At 42.8% G+C, this 12,762-nt stretch carries 11 protein-coding genes; all 11 read left to right on the plus strand.

From position 1 onward, the window contains the following. Window positions 1-24: 24 nt before the first annotated feature. The gene (locus G596_RS0113020; RefSeq protein ID WP_022762283.1) at window positions 25-1,848 is read left to right on the plus strand and encodes an ABC transporter ATP-binding protein; all 1,824 of its coding nucleotides are present in this window, start codon (window positions 25-27) and stop codon (window positions 1,846-1,848) included. After that, window positions 1,817-3,013, plus strand: a complete 1,197-nt coding sequence (locus G596_RS0113025) for a hypothetical protein (protein WP_022762284.1) — start codon at window positions 1,817-1,819, stop codon at window positions 3,011-3,013. Before G596_RS0113020 ends, G596_RS0113025 begins: the two co-directional genes overlap by 32 nt. Next, on the plus strand, window positions 2,964-4,373 hold the full coding sequence (locus tag G596_RS0113030; RefSeq protein ID WP_022762285.1) for a sugar transferase: 1,410 nt from the start codon (window positions 2,964-2,966) through the stop codon (window positions 4,371-4,373). The genes G596_RS0113025 and G596_RS0113030 overlap by 50 nt, the downstream gene beginning before the upstream one ends. Before the next feature lie 12 nt (window positions 4,374-4,385). Continuing rightward, window positions 4,386-5,420 carry a glycosyltransferase family 2 protein gene (locus G596_RS23895; RefSeq protein ID WP_022762286.1) on the plus strand — a complete coding sequence of 345 codons (1,035 nt, stop codon included), beginning with the start codon at window positions 4,386-4,388 and terminating at the stop codon, window positions 5,418-5,420. Next, entirely contained in the window at window positions 5,417-6,493 is a 1,077-nt protein-coding gene (locus tag G596_RS23900; protein ID WP_022762287.1) for a glycosyltransferase family 2 protein, read from the plus strand. The genes G596_RS23895 and G596_RS23900 overlap by 4 nt, the downstream gene beginning before the upstream one ends. Continuing rightward, window positions 6,490-7,881: a DUF3329 domain-containing protein gene (locus G596_RS0113045; RefSeq protein WP_022762288.1), complete on the plus strand. Its 1,392-nt coding sequence runs from the start codon at window positions 6,490-6,492 to the stop codon at window positions 7,879-7,881. Before G596_RS23900 ends, G596_RS0113045 begins: the two co-directional genes overlap by 4 nt. Before the next feature lie 19 nt (window positions 7,882-7,900). Continuing rightward, window positions 7,901-9,115, plus strand: coding sequence for a polysaccharide pyruvyl transferase family protein (locus tag G596_RS0113050; RefSeq protein ID WP_022762289.1), 1,215 nt, complete (start codon window positions 7,901-7,903; stop codon window positions 9,113-9,115). After that, window positions 9,115-10,029: an alpha-1,2-fucosyltransferase gene (locus tag G596_RS0113055; protein ID WP_022762290.1), complete on the plus strand. Its 915-nt coding sequence runs from the start codon at window positions 9,115-9,117 to the stop codon at window positions 10,027-10,029. Before G596_RS0113050 ends, G596_RS0113055 begins: the two co-directional genes overlap by 1 nt. 42 nt (window positions 10,030-10,071) lie before the next feature. After that, window positions 10,072-10,881: a DUF4422 domain-containing protein gene (locus tag G596_RS0113060; RefSeq protein WP_022762291.1), complete on the plus strand. Its 810-nt coding sequence runs from the start codon at window positions 10,072-10,074 to the stop codon at window positions 10,879-10,881. Between the two features lie 101 nt (window positions 10,882-10,982). Further along, window positions 10,983-11,828 (plus strand): glycerophosphodiester phosphodiesterase family protein, encoded by an 846-nt coding sequence (locus tag G596_RS0113065; protein WP_196805225.1) that lies wholly within the window; start codon window positions 10,983-10,985, stop codon window positions 11,826-11,828. Further along, window positions 11,818-12,747, plus strand: coding sequence for a LicD family protein (locus G596_RS22130; RefSeq protein ID WP_022762293.1), 930 nt, complete (start codon window positions 11,818-11,820; stop codon window positions 12,745-12,747). The genes G596_RS0113065 and G596_RS22130 overlap by 11 nt, the downstream gene beginning before the upstream one ends. Window positions 12,748-12,762 lie beyond the last annotated feature (15 nt).

Consider the following 12,762-nt stretch of genomic DNA (forward strand, 5'->3'; position numbering starts at 1 on the left):
GGAATAGACGATAAAGGATAGTTTATGAGTTTGAGTAATCCGAAGGAGAATAAGGCCGAGAGTCTTAATCTCCTTTCCAAAATAAATTACATTTTTGATAAAAAGCAGAAGAGAATGCTGGTAGTTCTGGGAATCATGATAATTATCGGCGGACTTTTCGAGACTCTGGGAGTAGGAATGCTTGCTCCTGTTGCGGAGGTTATTCTTGATCCCGAGGAAGTATATAAAAAGATTGAGGGTATTCCGATCGTTAACAAAATGCCGCAGCTTCTTGGCCTTGATACCAACGCCAAGCTTATATGTGCGATACTGGCACTTCTGATCGCAATATACATAGTTAAAAACATATATCTTCTGATATTGGTATACGTTCAGAACAGCTTCATCTCCAAGACACGTAATGACATGATCTCCCGCGTAATGAGGGAATTTTTGAACAGACCTTACGAGGATTATCTTGGTGCTGATATTCCGACTGTATTTCGAATAACTGACGGAGACATCCCCAAGACCTTTTCACTGATGCTGGCGCTGCTCAATCTTTGTACCGAGCTGGTTGTTTCAACATGCCTTGGTGTTTTCCTTATTTATAAAAACTGGAAAATGGCACTTCTTATTATCGTAGTGCTTGGTGGTATGACTATGATCATTACCAGAGTCTTAAAGCCCAGGATGAATGACATAGGAAGAAAAAATCAGACTATTGCATCAAGAATTGCCAAGTGGCGAATCCAGGCAATCTATGGCTTAAAGGAAGTTAAGGTGCTGAACCGAGAGGACTTCTTTATCAGAAATTATTATGAGTCCGGTAAGATTGGTGCAGATACGGACATAAGATATACATTCCTGAATAATACGCCGAGATCCCTTATTGAGACAGTGTTTATGGTTTCAATTTTCGGATTTATGATCTGGTTTATATCAAACGGTGGAGATACAAAGGTTTTGGCGGCTCATCTTACCGTATTTGCTGTTGCTGCGGTCAGGCTCATTCCCAGCGCTACACGCATAAATACTTATGTAACAGAGATTGCTTATGAAATGCCTGCCCTGGACTTTGTGTTTAATAATCTTACCGAGTCCATGAAGGCAGATAAGAAGATGGCTGCTGAGAGAAGCGCCATAGCAGGACCTGCGCTTTCTCTTAATGACAAGATTGAGCTTAAGGGAATTACCTTTGCTTATCCCGATTCCGACAAGAATATTTTCACCGGAGCGGATATGGTGATACCTAAAGGAAAGTCTGTTGGTATCATGGGTTCCTCCGGAGCAGGAAAGTCCACCGTTGTGGATATACTTCTCGGACTTTTGCACGCACAGAAGGGTGAGATCCTCTGTGACGGACAGAATATTTTCAGTAATTACGAGTCTTGGCTTGCTCAGATAGGATATATTCCACAGAGTATTTACCTTATTGATGAATCTATAAGAGACAACATCGCCTTCGGTATTGATGCTGAGGAAATAGATGAGGAGAGAATCTGGAAGGTCTGCGAGGAAGCACAGCTTGCTGAGTTTATTAAATCTCTGCCCGAGGGACTTGATACCAAGATAGGTGACAGAGGTGTGAGACTTTCAGGTGGACAGAGACAGCGTATAGGTATCGCAAGAGCGCTGTATCACAATCCGGAGATCCTTGTGTTTGACGAGGCTACAAGTGCTCTCGATAATGAGACAGAGGCAGCAGTTATGGAGGCTATCAACAGCTTCCACGGCAAGAAGACAATGATAATAATCGCCCATAGACTTAACACCATTGAAAAGTGCGACATGATCTATGAGGTTAGCGATGAAAAGATCGTGGAGACCAGTCTTGATGGAAAGATCGTTTATCATAAAGCTACGTAATATATGTTTATATGCGGCACTGACCATAGAGCTTCTTCTTATGATCTATGAGAGAAGCACGCTGCCGCTTTCCAGTCCGAAGATGATCTTTCGCGTTAGCTTTGTTCTGACGGTTGCAGCGGTGCTTCTTACGAAATATTCGTTTAAACAATGGGTTATTATCGCTATAACGGTTGCAATAAGCGTGGTGAGCTATAAAATTACAGGGAATAATGATCTTCTTCGATTTTCATTATTTGTTATAGCCTGCAAGGATGCTGACCTCAAAATTATGCTTCGCTATATCTTTGGGGTGACTGTGGTGGGAAGCCTTATCATTGCAGCCGCATCGGTTCTGGGCATTGCCGGAGACGTGAAAATAGCCCAGGATTTCGGGCGTGATGCCGGCTCCGAGGTTAGATATGCTTTTGGCTTCGGTCATCCAAACACGCTGCAGAGTGTGATTTTTTCGATAACTGTTCTTTTGATTTATCTGATAAGGGAATTTGCTAAGTTCAAAAGAAATGTTATAATGGCAATTGCGCTTGTCCTTAATGTGCTTTTGTATTTTATTACCGGATCAAGAACGGGCACGGCGCTTACAGTTTTTACCATAGTTCTGGCATTTATTGTTTATCAGTTTGGGCCACTGAAGGACACAAAGATACTCTATGTGTCAGGGGCAGTGGTTATCGGTGCCTGCGTGGCTTTTTCGGTTTGGGCTGCAGCGATCAGCAAATATGCCAGAAAGAAGAAGTATCCGTTTTATTACAAGCTTGACCGGATTCTTACAGGACGTATACAGTCATTGTATTATGACACAAAGCCTCACAAGGGGGCGCTTCAGACCTGGAGTCTTTTCGGTGACAAATTTAGCGGTAATGCTTTTTTTGATATGGGGTGGGTAAGGTTATTTTACTGGTATGGAATCATACCGGCGATACTGATCTTACTTGTTATTTTATATTTAATATATCGCTTATATCTAAACAGGGATTACGGGGTGATGATAATGATAATCTCTGTCAGCTTATTTACTCTGGTTGAAGCTAGTTTTGTTTCTTCGTTTATAGGAAGGAATTATCTGCTTCCCATAGCCGGTGTATATCTTCTAGGCGATATATGGGAGGAAAATCGTGCAGGGAAAAACAAAGTATCTGATCAATTACATACTATGGATAGTTGATATTGTATCCATAGTTGTTTCTTTTGTGCTTGCTACTTATATCCGTTTCCTGAACTTCAGGGACATGGAGGATAAGGCGCTTCACTTCTATGTATGTATCGTTATGGTATTGGTATGTACAATCTATACCTTTGCCATAGATTCCAGCAGGGGCTTTCTAAAGCGTACAGTATGGAAAGAGGGTACAGTGGTATTTAAATTCGAGTTTGTTCTTATTCTCGGAACAATTGCCATCGCCTATGCTCTCCAGTTGGCACAGCCGTTTTCCCGACTTGTTATGCTGTATTTCATCATTATCAATTCGGTACTTATGCTTGCGCTTCATCAGATTGTGAAGCTTATACTGAAGCAGTACTGGCAGAGCGGTGATGCGGCAATAAAGCTTCTTGTTGTTTCCGAAAAAGAGATCATGATGCCTACCATCAGACATCTTCAGCACAGACTTGAGTTCAATTATTCAATAGAAGGTGCAGTCTGCCTTGATGAGGATATGGAAGGCGACGAGATAAGGGGTGTCAATATTATCGCTAACAGAGAGAACCTTATCGATGTGGTAACCTCTCTTGCTGTTGATGAGATATTTATCTACACTCCGAATATCAGCCAGAAGGCACTCAATGAGACTATAGCTGCCTTTGGTGATATGGGTGTGACCGTTCACTACTGTGTAGAACTTCCCAATATTGCAGGAAGTACTTCGGTTGGCAATATCGGAACCTATTCAGTTATTTCATATATTCACGGAACAGAGAGATACAGAGCGCTCATGATCAAGCGCCTTATGGATATTGTGGGAGCCTTTGTGGGACTTCTGATAACCGCAGTTGTTACACCTTTTGTTGCGCTTGCAATTTTCATTGATGATCCCGGTCCGATCTTCTTCTCACAGATCAGAATCGGAAGAAACGGACGTAGATTCAAGATTTATAAATTCCGAAGCATGAGAACAGATGCCGAGGAGGTTAAGAAGAAGCTGGAAGCACAGAATGAAATGAACGGTCTTATGTTCAAGATGAAGGACGACCCCAGAATTACCAAGGTGGGTGCTTTTATCAGAAAGACAAGTATCGATGAGCTTCCGCAGTTCTGGAACATATTCAAGGGCGATATGAGCCTTGTGGGAACAAGGCCTCCGACCGAAGATGAGTTCAATCAGTACAACCAGTATTATCGTAGAAGAATCAGTATGACGCCCGGACTTACAGGCCTTTGGCAGGTCAGTGGACGAAGCGATATAGAAGATTTTGATGATGTAGTTAAGCTTGATCTTCAGTATATAGACAACTGGTCACTGGGACTTGACCTGAGGATTCTTATTAAGACTGTCGGTGTTGTACTTTTTGGAAGAGGCGCACATTAACGAGGGTGTTGTATGCCGGAAAAATTAGTCAGTGTCATTATTCCTGTCTATAACATAAAGGAATACTTTAAGGACTGTATTGAAAGTGTTATAAACCAGACCTACCGCGACATAGAGATAATTCTCGTAGATGACGGAGCAAGTGATGGAAGTGAAGTCATGTGCGATGATTATGCTGCAAAGGATGAGAGAATCCGCGTTATTCATAAGAAAAACGGCGGACTGGTGTCTGCGTGGAGTGCAGGTGTCAAGGAGGCTACCGGTCATTATGTTATGTTTATCGACGGCGATGACTGGGTAGATACGGACATGGTTGAATCGCTTCTTGAATTTGCTAAGCCAAATGAGGGCGTTACTGAGATCATCAGTAGTAATTATATTATTGAGAAAAAGAACGAGAAGCGTAAAGCGTCCAATGGAATGCCTGTTGGTACATATTCCGGGGCAGAACTTCGAGAAGTAAGGACAAAGCTTCTTGGAGAAGAGAACAGACCGGTTATTATGTCCAGATGCATGAAGCTTATAACAAGGGATCTTATTTTAAATAACATGAAATATTTAAATTATGATATCCGTATGGCGGAAGACGTAAATATAATGCTTCCGTGCCTTCTCGATGTAGATAGACTTGTAATTCATGATGGATTCTTCTATCACTATAGAACAATCGGTACTTCTATGGCGCATGGGTATGACGAGCGGCTGCTTGATAATATCAGGCAGGATTACGATACCTTTTCCGGAATTATGAAGGACAAGGGCGTATCCAACGGGAAAGAACAGATGGACAGAGAATATGTGAGACTCCTGTTCTTTGTTATGAAAAATTTGCTCAGGGCAGATATTCCCGGAGTAACCGGGCGCGTAAGAGAAATTTTTGATACAGAGCCCATCAGGGGCATTATAAAAAATACACCCGTTACTGTATCGGAGAAATCCAATAAGCTTCTTTATTTTGGAATGAAACACCCGATTGCACCGGTGGTTCTTCTGATAAGGGTGATAATCAGGAGCTTTGACAGAGTAACGGCGGGGGCATTCTTATGAGTACTAACGGGGGCGGACCACTTATCAGCGTCATTATACCTGCTTATAATGCACAGGAGCTTATAGAGAACTGTGTGAAGTCAGTGTGCAATCAGGTGGTATCAGATACTGTCAGAGCCTTTTTTGGTATAGCAAATGATGCAGACAGCAGCCTCTTTGAGGTTGTTATAGTTGATGACGGATCAACTGACAAAACAGGTGAGATCTGTGACAGACTCTCATCAGAGTATAATTTTATAAAAACCATTCATGTAAAAAACGGCGGTGTATCAAAAGCTAGGAATATCGGACTTGAGAATTCCTGCGGAAGGTATATCGCTTTTGTTGATGCTGATGACAGCGTGGAGGATACATATTTTGATAATCTGCTGGTGGCTGTAACAGGAGGCGATGATACTGCATCCGAAGATAGAATATCTCTTGTTATTATGGATGGTAAAATGGTAACAGATGATATTATTACCGGACGAAGGTATCTTGAGGACGGCCTCTTATGTGAAGATACCCATGTATGGGGCAAGCTTTTCAGTAGAGAGGCGCTGACAGTGGGAGGACGTGAGATTCGATTCCCAGAGGGACTTACCATAGGAGAGGATATGCTCTTTCTTATGGAATTCCTGATAGGTATCGGAGACAGGCCCGGTATCAGAGCTATTGAAGGCGGCGGATATCACTATAATTACAACGACGACGGGGCTATGCTGAAGCGTTTTACGCCTTCCTATCTGGATCAGATTACCTGCTGGGAGCGGGCTGACAAGCTTATGGAGAGCATGAATCCCGGTGTGTCCTTAGAGTCTGTCAGAAGGCTCTCCGTGATCAAGATAATGGCTGCACTTTTGGTTGTAGGAAAATTTGCTAAAATCCTCAATATGAGCGAAAATAGTGGTAGGGCTATGATTCTTGCCATGAGGGAGGAAGTGATAGGTAGGGCTAAAGGGATGATCACTGCAGCGAAAGCGGTTCCGGGAGCCTTCAGAGCACTTTCATCAGGCTATAAGGTCAAGACAGTTCTGTTTTCGGTAAGCCCTGACCTTTATATGAAACTTTACGGACAATGGAAGAAAAGATGATTAAAGAGGAAAACACCAGAAAAAGACTGTTTATATTCTCAGTAATATTGTGCTTTGTGACAATCTTTATCTATGAGTCGCTGACTCCGATGCTTATGGATGACCTTCCATATAGCAGGGAGGTTAGCAGGGCAGGGAGTTTCTTCGACCTTTTTGCGCAGGAATATAACCAGTATATGACCTGGATTGGCCGAAGCGTCGCACATTTTATGCTGAGAGCCATTATGTTTATCGATATGCATACTCTTGGAGGCAGAACATTCTTCAATATCATAGCTGCAGGTGTGTTCACGCTACTCACTGTGCTGATTTATCTGAATATCGACAGCAAAATACGATATAACGTTAAGAATTATTTGTTGGGAGTACTTCTTGTCTGGATTTTTGGCGTGTCTTTCGGTCAGACAGTACTTTGGGAAGACGGTGCCTGCAACTATCTTTTTACAACAGCAATAGTTATGGCTATGGTAACGGCATTTCGAAAGACCTACAGAAGAAGTATGTCGGGGGAGAATGCTACCGGTTTAAAATTAACCTTAGGTTTCTTTGTTTTGGGATTATTTGCCGGATGGTGTAATGAGAATACGAGCGGAGGACTCCTCCTTTTAATGATAATTCTCATATGCTATTACAAGAAGGTCTTCGTATGGACAATATCTGCAGTTATCGGTACGATCACAGGATTTGCCCTTATGCTGTTTGCTCCCGGCAACAGGATCAGAATGCAGTATATGGAGGAAAAGCATGAAGGACTTTCGGCGATACCTATAAGGTTCCTTAACATTACAACTACTCTTAAGGAAGAATTCATGCTGCTTTTAATTGCACTGGTTATTCTTTTTATATTCCTGTGGGTTCAGGGTAAAAAGTTTGAGGATATGAAGGAGATGTTTCTGTTTACATTCATATTCTTCGCAACGTCCTATTGCCTGGTGCTCACTGCAACGCCGCAGGAGAGAGTTTTCTTTGCTCCGGGAATATTCCTTACGGTTGCGCTGGTTCAGGGTTATGCGAATATTGATCCCGGCATGCCTGACCCGGAGTCGGCAAGATATGTGATTTTTAAGACCCTTAAACTTGGAATTGTGGGAGCGATGCTGGTCTATATGGTATTTACCTATATAGAATGCGGCGCAAAGCTTGTATGGATATACAGAGTGGAGCGTGAAAGGTACGAATACCTTGAGGAAATGGCAGCAAAGGGCGAAGAGAATGTAACGGTTACAATGCTTTATCCTCAGTTTGAGAACAAATATACAGCTGCTTACGAAAGTGATGTCGCCGGTGACATTGATGATGACAGATACTGGATTAATGAACTTATAGCAAATTATTATGGCTTTAAAACAGTAACCGGTGTGGATCCTGACATTTGGGAAGAAAATTGATTATACGGATGAGGGACTGATGGACAGACAACTGATTTTTTATATGCACGCCGGAAGCGGCAACCACGGCTGCGAAGCCATAGCGGATGCCACACTTTTTGCTTTGAATAAGGTAAATGAGGGTAAAAAGGGGATAGCTCCTATTATTGTTACCAATAACAGGGAGCAGGACATGCGCTACGGGCTCGGAGCAAGGGTATCCGGTGGTGAGTGCAGCATAATTGAGGAAAAACATATAGCTGAGGATTTTATACCTCATGTTATGTATTATGTCTATAGAAAAATAACGGGTGATGCAGTATCTTTTTGGCGTTATCAGTTTAAAAATGTGCTTAAGACAGCAGGAGATTATATAAGACCAATAGCTGTGTCCATTGGTGGAGATAATTACTGCTACCCCGAGATGGTTAATGATCTTAAGCTTGCACACGAAGCCTTCCTGGAAAAGGGAATGCAGTCAGTGCTCATGGGATGTTCGATAGAACCCGATACAGTTTTGGGGCTAAAGGACGACCTGATGAAATTTGATCTCATAACGGTAAGGGAATCAATTTCTTATGAGGGGATGATAGAGGGCGGAATACCGGAAGAAAAGGTTAAGCTATGTCCGGACCCTGCATTTATGCTTCCGGTGGAAAAGGGAACTCTTCCCGAAGGCTTTGAGGAAGGCAATACGATAGGCCTTAATGTCAGCCCGATGGTTCAGGGTAAAGAATCCCGCCCCGGAATAACCATGGAAAACTACAGGAATTTAATAAAACATGTGTTATCTGAAATGGACGGAGCAAAAGTAGCTCTTATTCCTCATGTGGTTTGGAGCAGCAATGATGACAGAAAACCGCTTAAAGAGCTCTATGAGGAGTTCAAAGATACCGGAAGGGTTATCCTTGCAGAGGATGCGTCTGCTCAGAAACTTAAGGGAATAATCAGCGCCTGCAGATTTTTCATAGGTGCAAGGACACATTCCACCATTGCGGCTTATTCTACCTGCGTACCTACACTGGTACTCGGATATTCGGTAAAATCAAGGGGAATAGCAAGAGACCTCTTCGGGACGGAAGAAAACTATGTGGTACCCGTACAGAAGCTACAAACAGAGACGGATCTTGTAGAGGCCTTTAAATTCATAGTCGAGAACGAAGATAATATCAGAAAAAAACTAAGTGAAATAATGCCGGAGTATAGTAGCAGAGCTGCTGATAACGTGCGTTATATAAAGGAGCTTGTCAGATAATGCTGATTATACAGATAGCAGGCGGTCTCGGAAATCAGATGCAGCAATACGCCATGTATAGAAAGCTGCTCAAAGCCGGTGCTGATAGGAATATAAAACTCGATACAAAATGGTTTGATGAGGATAAGCAGAGCGGGGTTCTGGCAAAGAGAAAGCTTGAGCTTGAGTACTTTACCGGATTGCCACTTCCTGTATGCAGCGAAAGTGAGCGGGCAAGATTTACGGACAGAAGTGTGGCAAGGAAGGTGGTGGAGAAGCTTGTTCCCGGAATGGGAAGTCGATTTACCGAGAGCTGCATGTATCATCCGGAAATATTCGAATTAAAGGATAAGTATATCGAGGGTTATTTTGCCTGCCAGAAATACTATGACGATATTATGGGTGAGTTGCAGGAGCTTTTCGTATTCCCCACACATCCTGATGAAGAGATCAATATTAAAAATATGAATCTTATGAATGAGATGGAAATGGTTCCCAGCGTAAGTGTTCACATAAGAAGAGGTGATTACCTTGATCCGGAGAATGCGGCGCTTTTTGGAAATATAGCTACAGATGCGTACTATGACAGTGCGATGGAATATTTTAAAGCAATTGATCCTGACACGCATTTCTATATTTTTACGAACGATCCGGAATATGCCAGAGAAAAGTATGCCGATCCTGGTAGATATACGATAGTAGACCATAACACAGGGAAGTATTCTCTTCTGGATATTCAGCTTATGAGTCACTGCAGGGGAAATATCTGTGCTAATTCCACATTTTCTTTCTGGGGAGCAAGACTCAACCGAAGAAAAGACAAAATACCTGTAAGAACTCTTGTAATGCGTAATAACCAACCAGTGACTCCGGAACTGATGCATGAATATTGGCCGGGGTGGGTGCTCGTGGACAAAGACGGCAAAGTGCGGTAAAATAAGCATTTAGATATTGATTGAAGGAAAAGGTACAGGCGAATGCCCGATATCAAGATTATAATCGCGACGACAAAAAAATACAGAATGCCTGACGATCCTGTTTACTTGCCTATACAGGTAGGCGCTGCCATGAAGAAGGCTGCAAATACTCCGTATATGAAGGACAACACGGGCGACAATATTTCCGAGAAAAACAGCAGTTATTGTGAGCTGACCGGACTTTATTGGGCGTGGAAGAATCTTAAGGCAGATTATATAGGGCTTGTCCATTACAGAAGATATTTTGCGTCACCGGAATCAAGAGGCGAGGATGATCCGTTCAACAGAATCATAGGTGGCGAGGAAGTTAAGAGGCTTCTGGAAAAGAGCTGTATTATTGTCCCGAAGAAAAGAAGATATTATATAGAGACACTTCAGTCGCATTATGCGCACACACACTATGTGGAGCAGCTGGATGAGACGGGAAAGGTGATAAAGGATCTCTTTCCGGAGTATATGGAGTCATTTGAGAGAGTGATGACACAGACCTCCGGGCATATGTTTAACATGATGATCATGCGCAAGGATGTGCTGGACAGATACTGTGAGTGGTTGTTCGCCATTCTTCCCGAGGTTGAGAAAAGATATCCGGAGGAAAACCTCGGAGCCTATCAGGGAAGATATATCGGCAGAATCGCAGAACTGATATTTAACGTGTGGCTCGATTACCAGATTACGTCGGGAGTTATACCGCGATATCAGATACAGGAGCTTCCCTGCGTACATATTGAGACAGTCAACTGGCTTAAAAAGGGCGGAGCTTTCCTTGCAGCAAAGTTGTTTCATAAAAAATACGGTCACAGTTTCTAGTTCTAGAGAGAAGTATAGTGAAAAAGACAGTCAAAGCTGCAATATTTATCATAATCATAGCGTTAATGTTAATTTTTGGCATATCGTTTTTTACCGGCGGTATGCCAACTATTTTTTCTGTCCTGACAAAGCCTTTTTCAGGCCCAGGAAAAGAAGTCTCTTCGGAAGAGAATAGGGCAGAGATTGCTCGCGTTCGTGATGAACTGCTTGCTGAGGGACATATAGTTCATGCTGCCGGGTTCATTCAAAAAGTTGATGGAGAGCAGGTTAATTACACCAGCAGTCTGGAAGCGCTGAAAAACTGTTATGAAAAGGGCAATAACTTTTGTGAACTGGATTTTCTCATGACAACAGATGGGCAGCTGGTATGCGCTCACAGCTGGAAACAACTGTATGACAATGGTGAGGTTCTCTCCGGCGCGGTAAGTCTTGAACAGGCATTAAATTGCAAGGTAGAGGGCGAGTTTACGCCTCTTGATCTTGACCGGCTTTCGGCATTTATGAGAGATCATACGAATATTTACATAGTTACTGATATCAAGCAAGATTATAATGTAGATGGGGCGCGGCTGATTGCAGAGAAATATCCCGAACTGATGGACAGAATGATAATTCAGGTTTATCACGAGCAGGAGGCCGTCACCATGGAGGAGATCGGCTTTAGATATATTATCTATACGCTCTACAGGACAAGCGAGGAGGAGCGGACGCCGGAGGCTATAAGGGATGCCGCTTCAAAACATGATTTTGTGGCGTGGACGGTTAAGAAAAGCTTCCTTAATGATGAGCTTATTTCTGCAATAGATGGAAGCGGAGGAATCATTTTTACTCATACAATAAATGATCCTGAGGACATGAAAAATTATATAGCCATGGGTGTTGACGGATTCTATTCGGATGTTGTCTCGTGGGATGATATAAAAAAGGAACTGGGAAATGGGAGATAACAAAGCCATAGGTGCGCAGGACAGGCGGCATTTTTTTAAAACCGGATTTCGCGGCGCGCCGGGCACTTTTGAACTTAGTGAAGAACAATTGAAAAAGCTGCAGAACACTTTGCTTGATATGCTAAAGGATTTTATAGAAGTCTTCGAGGAAGAAAAGATTTTCTATACCTTAAGCGGAGGCTCTGTTCTGGGAGCAATAAGGCATAAGGGCTTCATTCCGTGGGATGATGATATAGATATTAACATGCCCAGGAAGGATTTTGAGCACCTAAAGGAAGTCTTTGACAGGAGACTGGGCGACAAATATGTGCTCTGCGGACCTGAATTTGGCAGAGGCTACGGCATGAGCCATGTTCAGATAAAGAAAAAAGGCACGGTATATAAGGCTTTCAATGAGCTTACGATGGAAGATACCGGTATTTTCATAGATATATTTGTACTTGAGAATACCTATGACAGTGCGCTAAAGAGGAAGATACACGGAACCTTTTGCCTCATGATGGGATACGTCCTGACCTGTAGGAAAACTGCAGAGGATTGGGAGGCTCTTGAGCCGTATCTTTCCGTAAATGAAGTGTTAAGGGCAGCTTTTAAAAAGAAGATGAGAATAGGCAGTCTCTTTAAGTGGAAGAGTCTTGATAAAGTTGCGGGGCGTGTTTTTTATTGGTATTCTTATTGTGGCGAGAATGATTCCAGGCTCGTGTGCATTCCCAGCGGCAGGAAGCATTATTTCGGAGAGATGTACAACCGGGAAGACATGTGCGAATCCAGAGATGCTGTTTTCGAGGGCATTTCAGTAAGAATTCCCAAGGGAACAGAGCGTTACATGGAGATCCTGTACGGACCAAACTATATGGAGATTCCGCCGATTGAAGACCGGGAAATACATTCCGCGGTAGAACTTGATTTTGGAGAATAAAGGGAGAGATAGAAA

It is taken from the genome of Butyrivibrio sp. AD3002, from assembly GCF_000420905.1.
Lineage (GTDB): Bacteria > Bacillota > Clostridia > Lachnospirales > Lachnospiraceae > Butyrivibrio.